Source organism: Tundrisphaera lichenicola, assembly GCF_051175385.1.
Classification (GTDB): domain Bacteria; phylum Planctomycetota; class Planctomycetia; order Isosphaerales; family Isosphaeraceae; genus Tundrisphaera; species Tundrisphaera lichenicola.
Genome location: NZ_CP195106.1, coordinates 6,058,087 through 6,081,133, shown reverse-complemented (window position 1 = coordinate 6,081,133; position 23,047 = coordinate 6,058,087). Strand labels below are relative to the sequence as shown.

The window sequence follows — 23,047 nt, the reverse complement described above, 5'->3', positions numbered from 1 at the left end:
GGCTCGATCCCGCCGGTCCGTCGATTGGCAAGCTGTCATTGTGCCGATGAAACGCCCAATCGACAAGGCCCTGGCCCGGGAGGTTCGCCCGGATGGCCCGATCGGCTCGTGAAAGAGCCCCGATCCGGCCCTCGTTCGGGACCGCACCGGGGCTCTCGAATTTTTGACCGGTCGAGCTCGACGCTCAACCTCCGTGCGGATTGAACGGCAGGCCTCCGCCCGGGAGTCCGCCGGGGAAACCAGGCGGGAGTCCGCCCGGTCCGCCCGCGGGGCCGGCGGGCTTGGCCGACTTGTCCCGGATCAGATTCGAACGTTCCTGGACGATCGTCCGGTAGCTGTCGCCGGGCGTCACGTAATACCAGGCGGCGAACCGGTCGCTCAGCTCCTTGGCCCGCTTCTTCCCCGCTTCGACGAGCTTGTCCTGCTCGGCCTTGAGCTTCTCGGCCTTTTCCTTGGCCTGGGCGCTCTCGACGACCAGCGGCTTTTCGCCGGCAGCTTCGAGGAAGGGGTCGTCGGGGAACTTGTCGTCGGGGTCGCTGGAAGGCTTGGGGGGCGGTATCAGCGAGGGGTCGAAGGCGGCCGTGGCGAAGAGATATCGCCCCTCCGAGGTCCCCTCGGCCGGCTTGGCCGGATCCTTGGGCGTCTCCCCCTTCTCCGTCTCGGCCGACTTGTCCTCCTCGGCGGGGCCGGCCGAGAGTTCGTTGCCGGTGGCGAAGACGACCTCGCCGAATCGGAGCGTATAGACGACCCCCTCGTCGGTGAAGATCTCGACCTTCCCCTTGTTGGAGAGAAGCCCGTTATTCCGGGTCAGGTAGAATCCCTTGCTGACCAGCGAGAGCAGGGCCTGCCGGGTGGTCGGCTTGACCTCTCCCGAGGCTTCCTTGAGGTCGGCCGTCAGGCCCTCCGGCTTGGGGCGGATCCCGGCGATCTTGAGGTCGCTCAGGCCATTGGTCAGCGCCAGGAGCGTGTCGGTGTTCGGCTCCTTCCCCTCGGGCGTCCCCTCGACCGTCCAGGGAGTCGAGGCGTCTTTCCGTTGGATCGTAATGACCTCGCCGGGGACGATCGTGCCGGTCTCGGGGTTGAAGCCTTGCTGATCGATGACGACCTTGCGGACCTTGCTGGCGTCGAGCTTCAGGAGGTTCGTCTCGATCCAGTCGGCGAACCGGGTCGACAGGTCGGCCTTGACGTCCACGCCGTAGATCCGCTTCTGGCCGGGGACCCGGACATAACGCTGCTCGGGATGGTCCTTCACTTCCTTGCCGATGATGAAGTCGGCCAGGACCTTGTCGGAGGCATCGCGAAGCGTGACCCGCTTGCCGATCCCCTTGACGGCGGTGTTCTTGGTATCGAGCGGGTCGATCACCCCCATCACTTCCTGGTCCTCGACCCGGTCGGAGCGGATCGAATCCTTGGTCAGGCCGATCACGCCGGTCGCGGTGTCGACCAGCCGCTGCTTGGCGTCGGCCGAGTAATCGTAATGCGAGGGGATCACCCACCGGCCGTCCTTCTGGGTGACCTTGAAGGGCAACGGCGTGAGGGTCGAGGGGTCGTAGTCGAAGACCTCCAGGGTGGTGACGGCGTTGGGGTCGAAGTCGTCGAAGAACTTCCCGCCCTGATCGTTGAACGACTCGGGCCGGATCGAACGGTCCACGCTCCCCACGATCGCCGCGCCGCTCATCAGGACCGCGGCGATGACGAACCCCAGGGTCTTCTTCATCTCATGATTCATGGTCGGTGCGTTCCCCAGTGAGTTCGGTGCGGCTCGGCCGGTGGTGGGATATCCCGACCCTCGCCCCCTCGGATCTCCGTCCGTCGAGGGCGGGAATCGGGGATTCGGCTCAAGCCAATCGGTTCGGGTTGGCCCCTTGGTTCTCGCGACCGGCGCGTCGTCCGAAGACCAACCCCGCCAGGAGGAGGGCCGGGAGCGGGGCGGCGATGAAGGCGGCGATCCGGACCTGACGCTCGATCTCTCGGGTCGATTGCTCCATCGACGCCTTGCTGTCCTGGACCTTGCGCCGCTTCTCATCCTCGATCTCGGCCTTCTTGACGTCGAGTCGGCGGTTCTCGACCTTCTCCAGGGCCAGGAGCTTGATCTCGCGGGTCCGCTCGTCCAGTTCCTTGTTGTCGCGGATCTGGGCAACCTTGGCGTCGAGCGACTTCTGGGCGATATCGAGGGCCGCCTGGGCCTCCTCGTCGGCCTGCTTGGTCTCGACCTGGCTCTGCCGGATGAACTGCTTGAGCTGTTCTTCGAGCCGGGTCAGGGTCCGATGCTGGGGCCGTCGCTTCCGGAGGGCGATGTAGGCGTCGTCGCCGGCCAGGACGTCCACGCAGTTGAGGACGAAGGCCACGTTGTCGAAGTCGAGGTTGTCCATCTTCCGACGCCGCATCTCGAAGAACATGTCGGAGATCAGGTCGAGGTCGGCGATCACGATCGCCTTGATCTCGGGGGCCGGCTTGTCGTCCTTCTTGGCCGGCTCGTTGGGAATCGGCGCCGCTTCGGGCTTGCCCTGGACCCGGGCGGCCAGGGTGTATTCCTGGTTACTCGGGAAGTGGCGGCGGGCCTGGTTGAAGCCGGAGATCCCCATGAAGCTCTGCTGGACCACCTCGGAGAACGGCAGGGTCCCGCCGGTCCCGCCCACATGGAGCAGCGGCGTCAGCTCGGGCTTGCTGGACTTCGAGCGGATCAGGCCGGGGAAGATCGCGACGAGCTGCTGGAGCCCCGAGCTGGCGGCTTCGTCGGGGTTGAAGGCCTGGGCCCCGCCGCTTCCCTTGGCCACGAAGACATATTCGGGCGGGATCTCGGGCATCGACTGGAGCGGGTTGTACTGGTTCCAGACGATCTCGTTGCCCGGCGAGTCGATCCCGAGGAGGTCGAGCAGGGCCTGCATGTTCCCCTTGGGCTCGGGGGGCTGGCCTCCGCCCATCGGGCCGCCTGGAGGCATCTTGGGGACCTCGGGGGCCAGCTGGGGGTTGATCAGCGGCAACGGGTCGTGGAAGAGGAGCGTCGGGTGCCCCTGCCGGACATACTCGGTCAGGGCGTCGATCTGCTTCTGCGTCATCGCGGACGGTTGGGCCACCAGGAGGACGTCCAGGTCTTCGGGGATCGCCGAGTCGAGGGCGACCGACGAGACCTCGTATTGCTTCTTCAGCTCGGTGACGAACTGCCACTCGCTTTCCTGGCCCATCGAGCGGAAGTCGAACCCGCCCAACATCTTGACGTCGGTCCCGAGGACCCCGACCTTCTTCCGTCCCGACTTCGAGACCACGCGGATCGACCGGGTCAGCTCGTACTCGGTCGGCAGGCCGGGATCGAAGAACGGCACGACCACCTCATCCAGCCCCGAGGTGAACGCCACGCCCAGGAAGATATCGGAGGCCGATTGCCGGGCCTCCTCGGTGCTCACCACCCGCTTGGGCTCGATCCCGAACCGCTTCTGGGCCTCGCGAGCCGCGGCGGAATAGGGCTCGGCCTCGACCAGGTTCAACCGGATCCGGTCGCCACCGATGGCGGCGTACGAGCGGAGCAGGCCCAGCAATTGCATCTTGGCCTCGACGTAATCGCGCGGGACGTCGGGGCTGTAATAGGCCTGGATGTAGACCGGGCGGTCGGCGGGGATCTGACCGATCAAAGCTCGCGATTCGTCGCTGAGGGTATAGAGCTTCTCGGCGCTGTTATCGTAGCGGGCGCCGGACCTGGCGATCAGGACATTCAGCCCGATCAGGGCGACGACGAGGGCCACGACCCGGGCCAGCGAGTGGCCGGCCAGTCCCTTGCTTCGCTCGCCCCCGGCCCAGTGCCTCCGGCCCAGCAGGATCATGTTCAGGTAGAGCATCGCGGCGGCCAGCGAGACGAAGTAGAACACGCCCGAGGCCGTGATCACGCCGTTGCCGAAGTCGCGGAATTGGGAAGGGACCGAGAGGTCCTCGATCGCCCGGCGGGTCCTGGGGTCGAAGGCCAGGCCGATCAGCCCGGAGAAGACCGGGATCGAGCAGAACAAGGCGCCCAGGATGAAACCGACCGTCACGTTGGACGAGAGGAGCGACGCCACCAGGCCGATGGCGATCATCAGGACGCCCATCAGCCAGTAGCCGAGGAAGGTCGAGACCATCACGCCCAGGTCCGGCGAGCCTAGCCAGTAGAGGATCGCCACGTGGGTCAGCGAGAACGCCAGGGCGACGGTGTAGATCCCCAGCGCCGCCAGATATTTGCCGAGGACGATCTCGACGTCACGCGCGGGCAAGGTGAGGAGGAGTTCGTCGGTCCCCTGCCGTCGTTCCTCGGCCCAGGCGCTCATGGTGATGGCCGGGATGAAGAACAGGAGCAGGTAGGGCATCCACTCGTTGAGGGTTTCCAGGTTCGCCAGGTTATTGGCGAAGAACTCGGGACGCCAGAACGCGGCCCAGGCCCCCACGAGCACGAACAGGGTCAGGAAGACATAACCGGCCGGATTGCTGAAATAGGCCTGGAAATTCCGGTCGAAGACGGCGTGGATCACGTGGAACCGGATCGGCGAGGCGGCTTTCCCGGCGGTCAATCCGGGCTGTCCCGGTGCGCCGGGCGGCTTCTTCTGGAGGGTGGTCACTGTTCATCCCCAAAGACGAAGGGCTGAGGACTGAGGACTCAGGACCTGGATCGCGTTCGTCGTTATTGAGCCAACGCTCGGACGGCTGAGTCCTCAGTCCTCAGTCCCGAGTTCTTCCGGTATTTCAGGCGGGTTGGGCCGTGAGCGAGTGGAAGTGGTCTTCCAGCGACTTGCCGCCGACGCGCATCTCGGAAGGCTTGCCGTCGAAGACGAGCCGACCGTCGTGGATGAACAGGACCCGGCTGGCGATCGGCTCGACTTCCTGGAGGATGTGGGTCGAGACCAGGACCGTCTTGGACTGGCCCAGCTCGCGGATGAGCTTGCGGACCCCGCGGATCTGGTTGGGGTCGAGCCCGCTGGTCGGCTCGTCGAGGATCAGGACTTCGGGGTCGTGCAGGAGGGCTTGCGCCATCGAGACCCGCTGCCGGAACCCCTTGGAAAGCTTGCCGATCGGCTTGTGGGCCACCGTGTCGAGCGAGCATTGCTGGACCACGGCATCGAGCCGATCCGCGAGCGTCTTGCGGTCGAGCCCGCGGGCCGCCCCGAAGAACTTGAGGAGGGCCACCGGCGTCATGTCCGGGTAGAGCGGGCCGTTTTCCGGGAGATAGCCGACATGCTGGGCCACCCCGATCCGGTCGGCCTGGACGTCGATCCCGGCGATCCGGGCCGTGCCGTGCGTGGGAGCCACGAATCCGGTCAGGAGTCGCATCGTGGTCGACTTGCCCGCCCCGTTGGGCCCGAGGAAGGCGACGACCTCCCCTTTCGGGATCGTGAACGAGACGTCTCGAACTGCCAGAAAGTGCCCGAATTGCTTGGTGAGGTTCTGGGCCTCGATCATCAAAGGCGTGGCCATACCTTCGCCGTCCCTCGAATCTCGATGATGTTCCCCGCTCCGCTCCGCGTCGGGGCTCATAGGAAAGACGTGATTATGCCCACCCCCGCGGGTCGATGCAACCGGCAAGGTCTGGGCGACCGCTCCTTCAGGATTGCTACGACCGAAATGCCGTGGAGGATCGGTCGGTTTCGCCCGATGACCCGGATTGACTTTTGTGGGACGATGGCGAGATCATCCCAAGCCTTCCGAGGGACCGCGATGGACCGGGAACCGATCGAGCCGCCGCCGACCCTGACCCCCTCGTCAGCCGGGAGGGTCGATGAAGCCCGGAGTCGGTTCGAGGCCGAATGGCGCTCCGGTCGACGGCCCGACCTCGATGCGGCTCTGGCGAGGATCGACCTCCCCGATCGCCGGGCGGTCTTCGCCCGACTCCTGGCCCTGGAGAGAGTCTTTCGCGAGTCGCTCGGCGAACATCCCTCGCCGACAGAATATCTCGACCGGTTCCCGGAATGGTCCCCCGAGATCGAGACCGTCTTCCGCTCCCGGCCGGCCGGGCTCCCGGAGCCTACGAGTCTCTGGACCTCGGATCCCAAGGAGCCGGTCGATCCCGACGCGACGGTCGCCTATCCGTCCTCGGGGATCGGGAGTCGCGAGATCCTGGGCGAGTTCGACGATTATGAGATCCTGGAGGAGATCGCGCGGGGCGGGATGGGGGTAGTCTATCGGGCTCGCCAGAAGAGCCTGAACCGATTGGTCGCCCTGAAGATGATCCGGGCCGGGCACCTGGCCTCGGCCGAGGAGATGCAGCGGTTCCGATTCGAGGCCGAGGCCGCCGCCAGCCTGGACCATCCCCATATCGTGCCGATCTTCGAGGTCGGGACGCACCTGGGGCAGTTCTTCTTCAGCATGAGGCTGATCGAAGGGGGGAGCCTGGCCCGGAGGATCGAGGAGTGCGGCAAGGATCCACGGATCGCCGCCCGACTGGTGGCGACCGTGGCCCATGCGGTCCACCACGCCCATTCCCAGGGCTTCTGGCATCGGGATCTCAAGCCGGCAAACATCCTGCTCGACGCCAATGGTCAGCCGCACGTCACCGACTTCGGGCTGGCCAAGCGGACCCGGGGCGATTCCGGCCTCACCCATTCGGGCGCGATCATGGGGACGCCCAGCTACATGGCCCCCGAGCAGGCCTCGGGCCAGAACGACTCGCTGACCGCCGCCGCAGACGTCTACAGCCTCGGGGCCGTCCTCTACGAGCTGATGACCGGACGCCCTCCGTTCCGAGCCCCGACGGTGATGGAGATCGTGGTCCAGGTCCTCGAACGCGAGCCCGACCCTCCTTCGAGGCTCCGGCCCGGGATCCCCCGAGAGCTGGAGCAGGTCTGCCTCAAATGCCTGGAGAAGAACCCCGCCGCGCGGTATCCGACCTCGGATGCGCTGGCGAAGGACCTGGAGCGGTTCCTCCGGGGCGACGGGGTGGAGGCCGGTCGGTCGGGTGTGGTCTCTCGCCTCCAACGCTGGACCCGGCGCGAGCCCGAGTTGGTCGCCCGACTGGGGGGGCTGGGGATCGTCGCCCTGATGACCGAGATCAATCACGCCCGATCGATCGCCCCCGATGAGCGACTGCACGCCTCGATCATGGGGACGTACGGGCTCTGGGCGGCGGCCTCCGCGGCCTTCCAGTGGGGGCTCCGACGAGGAGGGTGGTCCGGCGCGATCCGGCTGGCCTGGTCGGCCGTCGATATCCTGATGATCACGGTCATCCTCCGCCTGATCGAGGGGGTGAATACCGCGCTGGTCGGGGGCTACTTCGCGCTGATCGCCGCCTCGGGGCTGGGGGCGAATGCGCGGCTGGTCTGGGCCACGACGGCGATGGCCGAGCTGGGTTATGCGCTCCTCTTGCTCGATGCCGTTCGATCTTCCAGGCCCTGGGATGACCGGCAGTTTCCCAATATCGTGATGGCCGCGATGGCGATCGCCGGGTTCGTCGTGGTCCGTCAGGTGAACCGGATCTGGTCGCTGAGCCGGTATTACGAGCAACGCGCCCCGGGTTGAGTCGGGCTTCCGGGGCTCGCCCGGGAGGGATCGCGGCGTTACACTGAGATTCTGGTGAAATTGACCCGAGCGAGGCCGTCCGACGGCCCGCGACCACAGGCGTTCGATCGACCGGAGCATCATGGCAAGCGCGAACCGGACCAAGACCGTCGAGGTGGGCGGGGTCAACCTCCACCTGAGCGCCCCCGACGCCACCGATCAGAGCTGGATCGGCCAGGACGAGATTCTTCGACAGCTCCTCGCCTGCTGGCTGGTGGTCGACCCCCGGGACCGTCCCCTCTCGCCGCGACTGGTCGGCCCGCCGGGGATCGGCAAGACCACGCTGGCGATGGCCGCGGCCCTGCTCCGCAAGCAGCCCCTTTATATCAACCAGTGCACGGCCGACACCCGGCCCGAAGACCTCCTGGTCACCCCGGTCCTGGCCGAGTCGGGGAAGATCGCCTACCACGCCTCGCCCCTGGTCTCGGCCATGCTGACCGGCGGGGTCTGCGTCCTGGACGAGGGGAACCGGATGAATGAGAAGTCGTGGGCCAGCCTCGCCCCGCTGCTCGACCACCGGAGATACGCCGAAAGCGTCGTCGCCGGGATCAGCATCCCCGCCCACCCCGACTTCCGCTGCTGCGTCACGATGAACGAGGACGAGTCGACTTACGAGGTCCCCGACTACATCCTGTCGAGGCTCCAGCCGACGCTCACCCTCGGCTTCCCCGAGCGCGACGACGAGATGGAGATCCTCAAGTATCACCTCCCGTTCGCCTCTTCGGAATTGCTCGCCCTGACGGTCGACTTCCTCCAGCAGGCCCACGCCCTGAGGCTCGACTTCTCCCCGAGGGACGGCCTGAACGTCCTGAGGTTCGCCATCAAGCGAATGGCCCAGAACCCGGACCACCCCCTCGGCCGCGACGCCGCCTGGAGAGAATCCCTCCTGTGCGTCCTGGGGGAAGAGGCCGCCGACCTGGAAGAGCTGGCCCGGAGGAAGCGCCGAGCCATGGGAGGCCAGCACGCCCCGATGGGCCTGGGCGACCTCTTCTTCGACCCGGGCGACCCGTTGCATCCCGACGCGGATGATGAGGATGAGGATGAGGACGACGAGGATTGAGTTTTTACCATTACACCGATGCGATCGGGCTCCGAGGAATCCTCGCATCTGGCGTGTTGCTGGCCTCGACCAGAGCCCGAAATCCGAATGACGTGAGGTTATGGAGAGGGTCAAAATCTGACCGACATCGAACCTGGCGGGAAAACACCATCTCAACTCTCGCGGCTATTTCTAGGTCAGCCGTTCCAGGGCAAGCGGTTCACGCATTTTGTGGCGATCGAGATTGAAGGTCTCGGCCGGATTGAGGGAATGCCTGGTGTTTTCGTGATTCCCGGCGAGGAGGCTCTCGAAATCTCGAACAGAATCGTCACCAGTGGACCAGCCTTGCCCGATGCACCCGATTGAGGGCCAACTCAATGCGTTACATCCACGTCACCTGGATCCACGATCATCCCGATGAACCAGTAGAGCTCTACAGCGAAATCGATGGAGATTCCTGGGAGGTTCGAAAGGTCGAGGTCTTTCGCGACGGCAAGGCCTCGTTCGCCTCGCGGATCGAATCCAATGGATCCTCCCGGCTTGGGGAAGAGCGAATTCCTCCGATCGCCGAGATCGCTCGGGAAGAAGAGTTTCAACCCGAGGAGATTTCCGAGCAGGAGTTCGAGAGAATCTGGAACTCCGCTCACTCACTCCTCCAGCCCCGCTAAGAATGGGCTCATCGAACGATCACCGGAGTCCGACTTCCATGGGCGATGCTCCGATTCCCCTGCCACCGACTTTCCCGGCGTCCCGAGAGCGTTTCGGGCTATCGGACGCGATGATTCTTATCGCGGCTTTCGCCTTCGGACTGGCCTGGCTCGGGATGGAGAACCGTCGGGAGGTCATCGGCTGGACGTTCTACACCCCTTATTCTTCGATCTCCTCAAATCTCGAGGTCGCCGTGAGTCCCTTCGAGATGTCCATACCGATCATGGGCTCGCTCACACTGGGCTTGTCGCTCATTCAATTGCGGCGGCCCGGGCTCCTCTCGACTCCCCTGTTCGGTAAGCCCGGCTTCCTGGCTTGCCTGTCTGCCTCGGTCGCCATCGTCATCTACCTGGCGAGGCGTTCGGTCGTCCTTCTGGTGGAAGCCTGCCTGAGTTCGCCACTCGGATCACCCCGTTTCCCGGCGTTCGAACCGGCGATGCCGGACCTCTCGCCCGGCGACCTGGCCTACTCCGCCGGGGTGGCCGTCGCGGCGACCTGGATCATCTCGCGGCTTGTCACGCCGGGCGGGGTCCAGCGAGGACTGATCGATCGGTTGGGCCGATTGATCGGGCTCTACTGGATGGCTGCGATCGTGGCCCAGCCCTTGTTCGATGTCGTGTCGATGATTGTCATGGGTCGGCGGATCTGAAGCTCGGGATTGAAAAGAGGCTCGACGATGTCCGACCGCCCCACGTCCGAAGACTTCCTCCGGATCGGCCCGCGGATCCGGGTGATGCCGATCATTCATGGCTCGGGCGACTTCGCGATCCGGGTCCGCGAGGAGTTGCTGGCCCGCCCCTATGACTGCGTGGCGGTCCCCCTGCCCCCCTCGTTTCAGGAGGACGTGGAGGCCGCGATCGAGCAGTTGCCGGCGATCTCGGTCGTCGCTCAACTCGATGTCGACTCGGACGATGATGACGCTCCCGATGATGGCGAGACCGGCTTCAGCTACGTTCCGATCGACCCTTGCCAGGGGGTGATCGCCGCGCTCCGGCTGGCGATGGGGGAGCGGATGGCCCGCGCCTTCATCGACATGGAGACGCCCCGCTTCATGGCGAGTTCTCAGGTCTTCCCCGACCCATATGCCTTGAAAAAGGTGAGCCCCGAAGGGTTCGCCGCGGCCGTCCTGCCGATCCTCGGTCCTCCATCGAGCGGCCAGCAAGAACGCCGGATCGCGTGGATGGCCTCAAGGCTCCGAGAACTGGAGGCCCGGCACAGGTCGATCCTGCTGGTCTGTTCGCTGACCGACTGGCCCTGGATCCGGGATGCTTACACCAGAGAAATCGAGCCGACCGAGCCCGCCCCATTCTTCGCGCCGATCCAGACGTTCGGGGTCGATCCCAGGACTTTGGTCTTCCTGCTGGGCGAGTTGCCGTTCCTGACGGGACTCTATGAGCGAGGGCGACGCGAGTTGACCCCCGACGACAATCTCTCGGTCGACGGAGTCAAGGAGATGGTCCTCCGGGCCCGCGACGTGCTCAAGGAGCGGTTGCCGAAGGTCGCGGCCAGGGTGACTCCCCAGCTACTCTCGGTCTACTTCCGATACGTCCGGAATCTCTCGCTGATCGAGCGGAGGCTCACGCCCGACCTCTACTCGCTGGTCGTCGCGGCCCAGCAGACGGCCGGCGATGACCTGGCGATCGCGATCGGCGAGGCGGCCCGCGAGTACCCTTACAGCGACGTGGGCGAGTTCGACTCGGCCCTCCGGATGGGGGTGAATCGCGCCGAGGTCCCCGGCTGGGGGACGGCGAAGATGGTCAGCCGGTTGCCGGGCCAGTCGTTGGAATGGCGGTCGTGCCAGTTGCGGACCCGCCCCAGGGATCGCGACAAGAAGGCCTGGAAACAGCGCTGGAACCCGTTCAGCATGTGCTCGTGGCCGCCCGAGGATGACCGGATCGAGAGTTTCCAGCGCCACGTCCGAGACCAGGCCAAGGCGATCCTCGGGGCCGACCTGGCCCGATCCGAGAAGTTTACCTCCAGCGTGATGGATGGCCTCGACATCCGCGAGACCCTCCGGAACTGGCACTCCGGGGACCTGTACGTGAAGGTCCTCCCGCCCAGTCGGGGGACGATCGAGATCGTCGTCTTCCTGTTCGACACCCCCGCCGACCCCCAGATCTACACCAATCGAGCGACCTGGTATGCCGAGCACGCCGAGGAATCGACCCTGGCGTTCTTCGGGACCGACGCGATGAAGAATTTCGTCGGGCCCGGGATCGCTCAGGCCGAGTATGGCGGGGCCATGTTCCTCTTCCCGCCTCGGCCGATCCCCGATATCTGGGGCGATCCCCGGCTCGACTTCGCCGACACGCTGGAGGAACGGCTCCTGGCCGGGGCTTTCCTCCACAGCAAGGAACGCCACGTCGCGGTGGTCTGCCCCAAGCCCCCGCCCGCTTCCTGGAAGAGGCTCGCCCGGCGTTTTGGCAAGAAGGTGGTCCATCTCCCGCTCGGTCGATTCGGTGGCCAGCTCGTCGAGCGACTCCGGAGGTTCCACGTCCTGAATGGGAAAGAGGTCCGTTCCTACGCCGCCGACTTCATCCGCGACCTCTGAGGCTCGCGGGCACGATCACGAGTACGCTTGCCGGAATCGGGGCGATCTGCTAGCGTCTTGCCCGGACCGATCCGAACCTTGACGGATGGGAGACTTTGCGCCATGGAGGGGTCCGATCGCGCGCCCTGGTTCCTGGGGGACCTGGACGACCCCTGGGTCGTCGCGATTGCCGACGCGATCCCGCGCGCTCGACGGTTCCACCATCCCGACGACCTTCCCGACTCCTGGCCCATCGACGGGGTGGCCCCTCCGGCCGTGATCCTCCACCGGAGGCACCTGACCGTCGCCGATGCCCATCGGGTCGTGGGGCTCCGATCGAGATGGGAACGCCCGCCGCGGATCATCCTCTGCGTCGGGCCTCAGGCCCGTTATGCCGACGTCGAGTGCTGGTCCAGGCTCGTCGAGGTCGTGATCCCCGAGGCCACGGCCCTTGATACGGTCGCGAGGCATGCTCTCGAATCGGGATCGGCCCCCCGTGCCGGGGGCAACCGGCCCCGGGTCGCGCTGGTCAGCACCGATCGAGAACTCCGGGTCGCCCTGGCCGAGACCTGTCGATCGGCCGGGTATCTCGCCGAGGCCCGGCGAGACTGGTCGGAACTCGCCCCGGATTGCCCGGTGGTCTGGGACGTGCCTGTCCTGGAGGCTGGGTGGGGGGCTCAGCTTTCCCGACGAGCCACAACCTCGACGGTCGTTGCACTCCTGGGCTTTGCCGATCGGGCGACCGTCCGCGCCTCGAGGGCGGCCGGGGCCTCGGCCTGCCTCGAACTTCCCTGCGATTCGGCGGATCTGATCGCGACCCTGGACCGTGTCGTCTCTCGACCTCGGATCGAACCGGCTCATTCCACGCCGCCCCCTCCGATGGGATCGCGACTGGCTTCGAACCTGAAGCGATGAAACCGGAAATCGGGAGGATGGCGCTCGACGGAGGTTTCGTCCTTGGCGTCCCGGCGATTCGCACCTAGAATTCCTCCCTTGACTTCAGCGATGCGGGCGACGGACCTCCTCATCACCGGTATATCCTCATGCCCGAGCCCACAACCAAGACCGGAACCGCGACCCCCCGCCCAACCCGCGAGTTGAAGGATCTGACCCGCTTGATCCAGCGGGCGCCGGGGTTCCCCGAGGTCCTGGCCGCCTTGAAGAATGGGCGGAGTGCCACGATTGACGGCGCCTGGGGCTCGGCCGGCCCCCTGGTCGCGGCAGGACTGGGCCTGCACGCCCCGAAGTCGCTCGTGATCGTCCTGGCCCATGTGGGGGACGTGGACGACTTCCGCGACGACGTGGCCACCTTCGCCGGGATCGCCCCGGAGGTCTTGCCGGCCTGGGATAAGCTCCCTCGCGAGGCCGGGCCGGGGGACGAGGTATTCGGTCGGAGGCTCCGGGTCGTCAAGGCCCTGCGAGGCCCAGCACCCCCCCGGTTCGTGGTCGCCCCGATGCAGGCGTTCCTCCAGCCGGTACCGACGGCGGAAGTCCTGGCCCGCTCCTCCCGACGCCTCAGGCTGGGAGACTCCGTGCGGGTCGAGGAACTGACGGCCTGGCTGATCGAGAAGGGTATGCTCCGCGTCGAGGTGGTCGAGGTCCCGGGCGAGTTCAGCGTCCGGGGCGGGATCCTCGACGTCTTCCCGCCCGATGCCTCCGACCCCGTCCGCGTCGAGTTCTTCGGCGACGAGGTCGAGTCGATCCGCCCGTTTGACGCCGGGACCCAGCGCTCGCTCGGCAAGCTCGACGAGGTGGACCTTACCGCCACCCCTCGATTCGACGGCGACGATCCGACCGCCTTCGGTCATGCCGCCGACGCCTTCCCGGAAGGGACCTGGGTCGCCCTGGTGGAGCCCAACGATCTCCGCGAGGAGGCCCGCCACTACCTAGGCCGCCTCGACGACAAGACTGGGATGTTCACCGCCGAATCGACGTTCGCCCGGCTGGTCAAGCATCCCTCGATCGCCCTGTCCACCCTCTCGGCCGACTCGCTGGAGGCGACCTGCCACCTCCGGATCGAGTCGATCGAGCGGTTCTCCGGCGAGCTGGGCAAGGTCAAGCTCGAACTCGACGCCGCCTCGGGCGGGGATCGGGTCCTGATCGCTTGCCACAACCCGGCCGAGGTCGAGCGGCTGGGCGAGGTCTTCGCCGGGACGGCGATCGCCGATTCGGGCCGGCTCGAACTGACGGTCGGGCGGGTCCGGTCGGGATTCCACCTGATCGACGCCCAGACCCTCGTCATCGGCGATCACGAGCTATTCGCCCGGTCCGATATCCGGAGACCGGCGACCCGTCGGCGCTACGAGTCGCGGGCCATCGACAGCTTCCTCGACCTCAACGAAGGCGACCTGGTCGTCCACGTCAATCACGGGATCGCCCGATATCGCGGGCTCCAGCTCGTCAAGCGGGGGGAGGATCACGACGAGGAGACCTTGCTCCTGGAGTTCGCCGAGGGGACCAAGCTGTTCGTCCCGATCGCCAAGATCGACCTTGTCCAGAAGTACGTCGGCGGCGGCAAGGGGGAGCCCGCGCTCTCGAAAATCGGCTCGTCCTCGTGGGAGAAGCGCAAGAAGCGGGTGGCCGACGCGGTGGTCGACCTGGCCGCCGAGCTGATCGACATCCAGGCCGCTCGGGCCAGCGAGCCGGGGATCGCCTATCCCGCCGAGGACTCGCACTGGATGGCCGAGTTCGAGGCCGCCTTCCCCTATCAGGAGACGCCCGACCAGCTCTCGGCGATCGAGGCCCTCAAGCAGGACATGGCACGCCCCCAGCCGATGGACCGACTGATCTGCGGCGATGTGGGTTATGGCAAGACCGAGGTCGCGATCCGGGCGGCATTCAAGGCGGTCGATGCCGGGAAACAGGTGGCGGTCCTGGTCCCGACCACGATCCTGGCCGAGCAGCACCACCGGAGCTTCTCAGCACGGATGGCCGAATTCCCGTTCACGATCGAGGCCGTCAGCCGGTTCCGGCCCAAGTCGGAGGTCCGCGACGTCCTCAAACGGACCCGGACCGGCGGCGTCGATATCCTGATCGGGACGCACCGGATCGTCCAGAAAGACGTGACCTTCAAGGATCTCGGGCTGGTCGTGATCGACGAGGAGCAGCGATTCGGGGTCGAGGACAAGGAGTGGCTGAAGTCGCTCCGGGCGACGGTCGACGTCCTGACTCTCTCGGCGACGCCGATTCCCCGGACCCTTCATATGAGCCTCCTCGGGCTCCGCGACATCTCGAACCTGGAGACCCCCCCGCCCGACCGGAAGGCGATCGAGACCCGGATCACCCGGTTCGACCCCGAGACCGTCAAGCGGGCGATCCACCGCGAGCTGAACCGCGACGGCCAGATTTACTTCGTCCACAACCGGATCTACGACATCGAAACGGTCAAGGACAAGCTCCAGGCGATCGTCCCCGAGGCCCGAATCCTGATCGGTCACGGCCAGATGGGGGGCGAGGCCCTCGAAAAGACCATGCTGGCCTTCCTCCGCCACGAGGCGGATATCCTCCTGGCGACGACCATCATCGAGTCGGGCCTGGACATCCCCAACGTCAACACCATCTTCATCGACGAGGCCGACAAGTACGGCCTGGCCGACCTCCACCAGCTCCGGGGGCGGGTCGGCCGGTACAAGCACCGGGCGTACGCCTACCTGCTCCTGGAGTCGGATCGTCCGGTCACGCCCAACGCGGTCAAGCGGCTCAAGGCGATCGAGGAGTTCACCGAGCTGGGGGCGGGGTTCAAGATCGCCTTGCGAGACCTGGAGATCCGGGGGGCGGGCAACATCCTGGGGGCCGAGCAATCCGGCCACATCGAGAGCGTCGGATACGAGCTTTACTGTTCGCTCCTGGAATCGGCCGTGAAGTCGCTGACAAACAAGCCCGACAACGCGAAGTTCGACTGCTCGATCGAGCTTTCCTGGCGGGCGTATCTGCCCAAGGATTATGTGCCCGGCCCCAAGGTGAAGGTCGAGCTGTATCGGAGACTCGGGAGGATCCGGAGCCTGGAGCGACTCGAAGACTTCCGGAAGGAGCTGGTCGACCGCTTCGGCCCGCTGTCACTCCCCTCGGAAAACATGCTGACCGAGGCCGAGCTGCGAATCCTGGCCGAGCGATGGCAGTTGTCCCGGATTCACGTCGAGGACGAGTACGCGGTCCTGACCTATCGGAGCGCCCGGAGGATCGAGGCGCTGGCCAAGCTCCGGCCGGGCAAGATCCGGGTCGTCGACGATCGGACGGCGTACGTCCCTCTGGACTCCGAGGAGAAATTCCCGAAAGGCTCGATCGTGGCCCCGGCCCTGAGATCGCTCTTGCAGGCATCCTGAGTCGCGAGTATCCTCCCCCGGCCGAGTGTCCTGACTCGGATTTCGGGGACTCTCCCCGCACGACCTGCCCCCCAATCGAAGCCGGCAACTCGCGAGGTCGATCATGTTCCCAATCGGATGGGACGGAGGATCGCCATGGATCGTCGCGTTGTCGCGGGAATCGTCGGGATGGTCCTGGCCGCCCAGACCCAGGCCAGCCAGGCGCAGGTCGGCCCCGACCCCAGCGGGCTCCCGCCGGTCGGCTTGTCGACCATCCCTCCCCTCGACGAGACGATCAACGGGGGCGTCGGGATCTCCCGCTTCCCGCGATCGAGCGTCCCGACCGACCCTCGGGAATCCGGCCCGGCCGCCGTGGTTCCCCCGGCCCCGGTCCTGCCCGAGCCGGTCTCGTTGACGAGCGAGCCCCCGCTGGAACAGTCGCTCCGCTCGGGTTATCGACGGAGCGGCCTCTCCTCGATGATCCGGGGCCACTTCCCGTTCTCGGGCCGCCCCGGTCCGTCGAGCCGTCGTCCCGCGGCTCCTGCCCCGGCCCCGGTCCGGTACTCCGCCACCAGGGCCGCTTCTGCCACTCCCCCGAGGCCTCAGATCGACCCGACGGTCGTCCCCTCGACGCTGCCGGAGATGCCGCCAATCGAGGACCCGGTCGACCGCGAGCCGTCGAGGCCGATGGGGCGACCGGCCCCCTTTGCCGGGCAGGCCCCCGCGACCGCCCGACTTCAGGCCGACCCGGCCGTCTCGACCGTGTCCGGATGCCCGGCCCCGCTCTCGGAAGAACGACCGCGAGTGGCCCGACCTCAGGTTCCCGGCCCGGCCTCGCCACGCCCTCGACCGGCCCAAGCACCGTCAGAGGTGACGCTCCCGGCCCCTCCGCCGCTGGATCTCAGCCCCACGCCCGATCTCTCGACCCCCCCGGACCTGGGTGCACCGCCACCCGCGATGGCCCCCGGACCCGTGCCGGTGGTGGAACCGATTGCACCCCTCCCCATGCCCGGGATGGAAAGCGCCTCAATTCCAATGGCGGATCCCGAGATCCGGCGCGTCAACGGAGATCCGACCGCGCTCCGGATGACGCCGGAGAGGCCGAAGGAACTTCCCTTCGCCACGCTCCGGGCCGCCGCCGTCGGGGATGAGATCATCACGATCCAGGAACTGAACGCGGTGGTCGCCCAGCGGCTCGAAGAGTTGAAGGGGTCGGCTCCCCCGTCCGAGAGCGATCGTCGGCAATTCATCAACATGGTCGCCGCTCATTCGCTCGACAACATGATCGACCAGGCCGTGATCCTCCAGGAAGCTCGCCGAAAGATGAGCAACCCGAAGGCGCAGAAAGGGTTCGACGATTTCATCGACAAGAAGTGGAGAGAGGACGAACTCCCTCCGCTGCTCAACCAGACGAACTCGGCCAACGAATACGAGCTGAAGCGAAAGCTCGCGGAACAGGGCAAGTCGTATGAAGCGTTGAAGGCTTCCTTCCACAAGAAGGTGATGGCCCACGAGTTCCTCAACTCGCAGATTCAGAACAAGGTGACGTGCGACCTCGCCGAGCAGCGGGCCTTCTACAACGAGCATCTCTCCAGCTTCGAGCAGCCCGCCCGGTTCAGCTGGCGCGAGATCGAGATCAGCTGCGACAAGTATCCCAGCCGGGCCGAGGCCCGAAAGCAGGCCGAGGCCGCGCTGGCCCGATTGCTCCGGGATGAGGATTTCGCCGCCGTCGCCAAAGCGGTAAGTTCCGGCCCGACCGCCAGCCAGGGTGGCCTCTATGTCGACATGACGCCCGGGAGCTACGGGATTTCGGTAGTCAATCAGGAACTCGACCGGCTCCCGGTCGGGCAGATCAGCACGATCCTGGAAGCCCCCGGCACGTTCCACATCGTCCGGGTCGAGTCCCGTCGAGAGGCCGGGCCGCTCCGGTTCGACGAGGTCCAGGACAAGATCAAGCCGATGGTCATGCAGCAGAACTATCAGAAGGCTGTCGAGACCTACCTCGAAAAGCTCCGGGCGAGGACGCTGATCCGCACGATGTTCGACAAGACGGAGAGCGACCCGCAGCTTGCCCGCCAGAAAGATTCGTCGATCCAGCCGGTCTCGACCCGCTGATTCCTCCCCCACCCTGGCTGGCACATCCCTCCCGAACTCGAAGGGGGCTCATCGCCAGGAACCCATCGATGGCTTGTCGAGACGGAGCGGCCGGAAGCCGATGGCGTCGGCGGCGACGCACTGGTAGCGGACCCCTCGCACGTCGCCCTGGACGGCCATCGACCACTGGCCCTCGATGTGGAGGTGGCCGTAGACGCAGGCGGTGACTTTCGCCTGCTCGAAGCGCTCGACGCAGGGGCCGGGGCGTCGGTGCTGGTCGAAGGGCGGATAGTGCCAGAGGACATAGAGGGGCTGACCTTCGGCCCGCAATCCCGCGGCTTGCTCCAGGGCCCGGTCGAGAGCGGCCAGTTCGCGATCCGAGGCGGTCGTGGTGGCCGGCTCGGCATCCTCGGGCGGGACGGGGGCGCCCAGGCTTCCGCAGACGACCACCCCGTGAGTGGCCACGGCATCGCCCCCAACCGCGATCATCGACCGGCGGAGCATCGGCCGGATCGCATCGACGTTGTTCCACCAGGCGTCGTGGTTGCCCGGGGAGAGGACCTTGGTCCCCGGAAGCCGGTCGATCCAGGCGAGGTCGGGCTGGAGATCCCGATGGTTCCGGGCCATCGACAGGTCGCCGGGCAAGAGGACCAGGTCGTCGCGCGCGACCACGGCTCGCCATTGCTCGGCGATCTTCTCGGCGTGGTCGCGCCATCGGGCGGCGTATCGCTCGCGACGGTCGGGCCGGGAGTTCGAAAGGTGCAGGTCGGCAATCGCCCAGAGGGCCATGATTCGTCCGATCGAGTTCAGTCGAGACGGTAGGTCCCGGGGTTCTCGCCCACGAACGGGTTGGTCCGCCGCTCGCGGCCGATGGTGGTCTCCGGCCCGTGACCGGGGTAGACGACCGTCGAGTCGGGCAGGTCGAACAGCTTCGAACGGATCCCGGCGAACAGGAGCGGGCCATCCCCATAGGCCAGGTCGGTCCGACCGACCGAGCCCGCGAACAGGACATCTCCCCCCAGAACGAAGTTGCTCTCGCCGTCGAGGCAGACGAAGACCACCGATCCCGGGCTGTGGCCGGGGATCTCGCGGACCTCGAAGCTGAATCCGGCCAGTTCGATCCGCTCCCCGTGGTCGACCAGGCGATCGGCGGGCGGGCTGGTCAGCGGCATCCCGAAGGGGGCGCTCAGGTTCGCCTCGGGATCGGTCAGGAGCGGGGCGTCGTTCCGGCCGATGATCAGGGGGGCGTTGGGGAAAATTTCCTTGATCGAGGCGTTGCCGGCGATGTGGTCGGCATGGCCGTGAGTGTTCAGGATCGCCGAGAGGTTCAGTCCCTCGCGATCGAGGAACTCGAAGATCGGGTCGGTGTCGAAGCTCGGGTCGACCACCAGGGCCTCCGACCCCCCCGCCCTCCGGAGTACGTACGCATTCTCGGCGAATGGGGCCGACTCGACGCAGAGCAACTCGTAATTCGGACCCGACATCGACATCCCCTCGCTCGCGGTTTCAATCCGCTTGGGCCGTCGACGAATCCACCCGGACCCGTCGCCGAACCAGGCTCGATTTCGATCATACCGTCGAGGCCCGATCTTGTAGATACGACGCATCGCCGAGCAAGAATGACAATCCGAAGCGAGGCAGGCGGACACGGGCGGGTCGGATGATCGTTTCAATTCCCCTCGCCGGGCGAGGATTTCTGAATCTATCCGCGTGGAATTTTTGGCGCGACATTTGCTTCTCACCGACGCGGGCTAGTCCCGAGTCGAATCGCAAATCGACAATACCGATGGGACGGTCCACACCTTTCTCGATCCGCCGGCTCTCGGTGGAGAACCCGAAGCTTCGTTTCTCGATCCTTGAAATGAGCTTCGACGAGGTTCAACGCCGTGTATCGGATATGAAGGACGACCCATGGACCAGATCGCCGAAGTCTTGGGAAGCCGCCTCCCCGATCGCTGGCCTTCGAAGGCCGGTCGAATCGGTAGCGTCGGCTTCGGGCTGATCCTGCTGCTCGGCGGGTCGACCCGCGAAACCACCGCACAGGAGCAGCCGAGCCCCTCGAACGAGAAGCGCGAGGAGCCGTCCAGCCCGAGGATCGCCGCAACTCCTCCCGAGAACTCGGCGGCGCGTGGGGTCCTCGACGTCGATCACTCCCAGACCGCCAGCCTCGACCCGTTCGCCCGAGCCCGGAGGATGATCGGGGATTGCGCCAACCGTTACCGACTGGTCGAGGACTATAGCTGCACCTTCTACAAGCGAGAGCGGGTCGACGGGCAGCTCTACACCCCTCACGTCATGGTGATGAAGGCCCGGACCAGCCCGCCGAGCCTCTATTTCAAGTTCATCCAGCCCAACGCCGGCCGCGAGGCGATCTACGTCCACGGCCGGAACCACAACAAGATCCTGGCGCATGATGTGGGGTTGGGGCGGATGGTCGCGGGGACCATGCACCTGGACCCCAAGGGCGGGATGGCGATGGAGGAGAACCGACACCCGGTCACCGAGGCCGGGCTCGGATCGATGATCGAGACGATCCGCGAGCGATGGACTCACGACCTCACCCCGGCCAATGCCCAGGTCATCTTCCACCCCCAGGCCAACGTCGCCGGTCGGCCCTGCACGATGATCGAGGCAACCCACCCTTCCCCGGGGAAGGATCTCCTCTTCCACAAGGTCAAGCTCTACATCGACAAGGAACTCAACCTGCCGATCCGCTTCGAGGCCTACGACTGGCCCGCGAAGCCGGGGGCCGAGCCCCTCTTGATGGAGGAATACACCTATGTCAACCTCCGAGTGAACTTGGGGCTGAAGGATCGCGACTTCGACCCTAAGAATTCGCAATATTCCTACGGCCGATTCTGATCGACCCGAGGTCCCGCGGTAGTGACCGATGAGCCTCGATCGGCCGGAGTCCTCGACTCCGGCCGATCGTTTCGCGCGCGGGGGGAGCGGTTCTCCCCCTTTGTCGGTGGAAATGCCCGTCACAATCCTCACGATCGAATTGGGGTCGGCCGATAAATGGTGTGTCGGTGGATGTGTGCCCGGGATTGGCCCGGCTCCTCGGCAAGGTCTGCCTATCTCCCCCGTTTCGGACCTCGAAGCGACCTTGGCAGGGGAGTGCCCCTTCGCTAGAATCCGCCACGCCTCGGGGGGGTCGCTCGCCGACCGGAGGACTTCCCGATCGGACGTGGCCCGGGGCCTCCATTCCGATACCGAGTCGCTGGCCGCCGTCAGGATGATGCGGGTCTTTCCTAATACGCCGACCGCGTCCGCCAGGCAGGGCGACGCGGTCTCGTCCGAATAAGCCAAGTCCATGGAAGGAGGCTCGATGAGCACGGTCCCGATCAGCAGGGCACAGGTCCGCGTCCATATCCGCTGGATGATCCGGCGCGATATGCCCGAGGTCCTCGCGATCGAGCACGCCGGGTTCGACTTCCCCTGGTGCGAGGAGGAATTCCTCCGGGTCCTCCGCCAGCGGAATTGCATCGGGATGGTGGCCGAGCTGGGCGAGCGGGTCGTCGGGTTCATGATCTATGAACTCCACAAGAACCGACTCAATGTGCTCGACTTCGCCGTTCATCCCGAATTCCGTCGCCAGGGCATCGGCCGGCAAATGGTCGAGAAGCTCATCGGCAAGCTCTCCAGCCATCGACGGACTCGGGTCGTCCTCCACGTTCGCGAGACCAATCTCGCCGCACAACTCTTCTACCGGGTCCAGAACTTCCGGGCGGTCGAAGTCGTCCGCGATCACTTCCAGGATACCGGCGAAGACGCCTTCCTGATGCATTATCTGTTCGACAACTCGGTCGAAGACGAGCTGGTCCCGGTCAACCGGATCGCCAAGCAACTCGGCCACTGAAATCGGAACTTGGATCGACCTGGCGGGGGCGGATCGGGAGCCGGAGGCGGGATCATCGAGATCCTCGCCAACGGCTCCTGGCGTTTCGAAAAGGTCCGATCCGGTGGAAACCTCGGGGCTCGACCGGCATAATCTAGGAAATCGCCCCTCCGGCCGGACCCAGTACCAACCACCATGAGTGACCACGAAAACGCGCCGGGCGACCGCGAACTCGGCCGGCTGATCGAGGTCCTGGCCCGACAGGCCGAAGCGTCGGAGCGGGCCGCATACCTGATCGAGTCGAGGGCCCTGCCCCTCCTGGAGCGGATCGCCCTGGTCCTGGAGCGATCCCCCTCGATCGGACCCCTCCCCGGCGTGCCCCCGGGTCGTCCCAACGAGGTCGAGGAGGCTCGACGGGCGATCGGAGACCGGGACTGGGATCGGGCCGATCTCCTGATCCGCGAGTTGCAGTTCGACCATCCCGACGCCCCCTGGATCGCTTCCCTCACGGAAGACCTCGAAAGGGCGCGTGGGGAGGCGGTCGAGGATCTTCGCGGTCGGATCGATTCCGCTCGAGGCGCCAACGATCCCGACGGCGCGATGGCCTTCCGCGACGAGCTGGCGCGGATCCTCCAGGGCGATCCGCTCCGGGAACTGGATCATTCCCTGGTAAAGTGGTTGATGGTCCTGATTCAGAAGCGGCTCCGGACCGGGACTGTCCGGCCCGACGTGGTCGAACTGGCCTCCAGGGTCGCCGATCGTTTCGGGACGACAACCGAAGGGGCCAGCCTCCGGGCCTCGCTGCCGACCCTGAGGCGAAGCGCCGGCCTCTGCCCTCGATGCGCCGAGCCTTACAAGGGGCTGGCCGACGCCTGCCCGAAATGCCTGGCCGCAGCCCTGATCGAATCCCCCCCGCCCCCCGTCGACGATCTCTCGACCCTGGAAGAGGAACCCGAGGTCGAAGGCGGGCCGGTCGACCTGAATAATGAGAGATTCTGGGAGTAACCCCGAAGATCCCTCATCCC

Annotated in this window: 16 protein-coding genes and 1 pseudogene; 12 read left to right on the top strand and 5 right to left on the bottom strand. The window is 66.1% G+C overall.

The window, feature by feature from the left end; all coding sequences use genetic code 11:
- Positions 1-184: 184 nt before the first annotated feature.
- The 3 genes from P12x_RS23910 to P12x_RS23900 form a co-directional block, all read right to left on the bottom strand.
- A complete protein-coding gene (locus P12x_RS23910) occupies positions 185-1,729 on the bottom strand; it encodes a DUF4340 domain-containing protein (protein ID WP_435007496.1) in 1,545 nt (514 codons plus the stop codon).
- A gap of 109 nt (positions 1,730-1,838) precedes the next feature.
- The gene (locus P12x_RS23905) at positions 1,839-4,583 is read right to left on the bottom strand and encodes a Gldg family protein (RefSeq protein ID WP_435007494.1); all 2,745 of its coding nucleotides are present in this window, start codon (positions 4,581-4,583) and stop codon (positions 1,839-1,841) included.
- Between the two features lie 124 nt (positions 4,584-4,707).
- Positions 4,708-5,436 (bottom strand): ABC transporter ATP-binding protein, encoded by a 729-nt coding sequence (locus tag P12x_RS23900; protein WP_435007492.1) that lies wholly within the window; start codon positions 5,434-5,436, stop codon positions 4,708-4,710.
- Between the two features lie 240 nt (positions 5,437-5,676).
- Between P12x_RS23900 and P12x_RS23895 the strand changes: the two genes are divergently transcribed.
- The 9 genes and pseudogenes from P12x_RS23895 to P12x_RS23855 all read left to right on the top strand — a co-directional run bounded on the left by P12x_RS23895 (position 5,677) and on the right by P12x_RS23855 (position 18,205).
- A complete protein-coding gene (locus P12x_RS23895) occupies positions 5,677-7,473 on the top strand; it encodes a serine/threonine-protein kinase (protein WP_435007491.1) in 1,797 nt (598 codons plus the stop codon).
- Between the two features lie 121 nt (positions 7,474-7,594).
- Positions 7,595-8,572 (top strand): AAA family ATPase, encoded by a 978-nt coding sequence (locus P12x_RS23890; protein ID WP_435007490.1) that lies wholly within the window; start codon positions 7,595-7,597, stop codon positions 8,570-8,572.
- A 111-nt stretch (positions 8,573-8,683) separates the two neighbouring features.
- A pseudogene (locus tag P12x_RS23885) lies at positions 8,684-8,917 on the top strand (HYD1 signature containing ADP-ribosyltransferase family protein); the annotation flags it as partial.
- Positions 8,918-8,928: 11 nt separating this feature from the next.
- Positions 8,929-9,219 (top strand): DUF6881 domain-containing protein, encoded by a 291-nt coding sequence (locus P12x_RS23880; RefSeq protein ID WP_435007488.1) that lies wholly within the window; start codon positions 8,929-8,931, stop codon positions 9,217-9,219.
- 38 nt (positions 9,220-9,257) lie between these two features.
- On the top strand, positions 9,258-9,908 hold the full coding sequence (locus P12x_RS23875) for a hypothetical protein (RefSeq protein ID WP_435007487.1): 651 nt from the start codon (positions 9,258-9,260) through the stop codon (positions 9,906-9,908).
- Positions 9,909-9,935: 27 nt separating this feature from the next.
- Positions 9,936-11,810, top strand: a complete 1,875-nt coding sequence (locus P12x_RS23870) for a hypothetical protein (protein WP_435007486.1) — start codon at positions 9,936-9,938, stop codon at positions 11,808-11,810.
- A gap of 102 nt (positions 11,811-11,912) precedes the next feature.
- On the top strand, positions 11,913-12,704 hold the full coding sequence (locus tag P12x_RS23865) for a hypothetical protein (RefSeq protein ID WP_435007485.1): 792 nt from the start codon (positions 11,913-11,915) through the stop codon (positions 12,702-12,704).
- Between the two features lie 128 nt (positions 12,705-12,832).
- Complete coding sequence (gene mfd / locus P12x_RS23860) at positions 12,833-16,111, top strand: transcription-repair coupling factor (RefSeq protein WP_435007484.1); 3,279 nt, start codon at positions 12,833-12,835, stop codon at positions 16,109-16,111.
- A gap of 135 nt (positions 16,112-16,246) precedes the next feature.
- Positions 16,247-18,205: a peptidyl-prolyl cis-trans isomerase gene (locus tag P12x_RS23855; protein ID WP_435007483.1), complete on the top strand. Its 1,959-nt coding sequence runs from the start codon at positions 16,247-16,249 to the stop codon at positions 18,203-18,205.
- A gap of 48 nt (positions 18,206-18,253) precedes the next feature.
- On the opposite strand, the gene P12x_RS23850 is transcribed toward P12x_RS23855, so the two are convergent.
- Complete coding sequence (locus tag P12x_RS23850; RefSeq protein ID WP_435007482.1) at positions 18,254-18,973, bottom strand: metallophosphoesterase; 720 nt, start codon at positions 18,971-18,973, stop codon at positions 18,254-18,256.
- A gap of 17 nt (positions 18,974-18,990) precedes the next feature.
- A complete protein-coding gene (locus tag P12x_RS23845; protein WP_435007481.1) occupies positions 18,991-19,668 on the bottom strand; it encodes an MBL fold metallo-hydrolase in 678 nt (225 codons plus the stop codon).
- A 427-nt stretch (positions 19,669-20,095) separates the two neighbouring features.
- Here P12x_RS23845 and P12x_RS23840 point away from each other — a divergent pair, with 427 nt between their 5' ends.
- From P12x_RS23840 to P12x_RS23830, 3 genes are all read left to right on the top strand, one after another.
- Positions 20,096-21,046 carry a DUF1571 domain-containing protein gene (locus P12x_RS23840; RefSeq protein ID WP_435007480.1) on the top strand — a complete coding sequence of 317 codons (951 nt, stop codon included), beginning with the start codon at positions 20,096-20,098 and terminating at the stop codon, positions 21,044-21,046.
- A gap of 466 nt (positions 21,047-21,512) precedes the next feature.
- A complete protein-coding gene (gene rimI, locus P12x_RS23835; RefSeq protein ID WP_435007479.1) occupies positions 21,513-22,043 on the top strand; it encodes a ribosomal protein S18-alanine N-acetyltransferase in 531 nt (176 codons plus the stop codon).
- 174 nt (positions 22,044-22,217) lie between these two features.
- A complete protein-coding gene (locus P12x_RS23830; RefSeq protein ID WP_435007478.1) occupies positions 22,218-23,027 on the top strand; it encodes a hypothetical protein in 810 nt (269 codons plus the stop codon).
- The last annotated feature ends 20 nt before the right edge of the window (positions 23,028-23,047 follow it).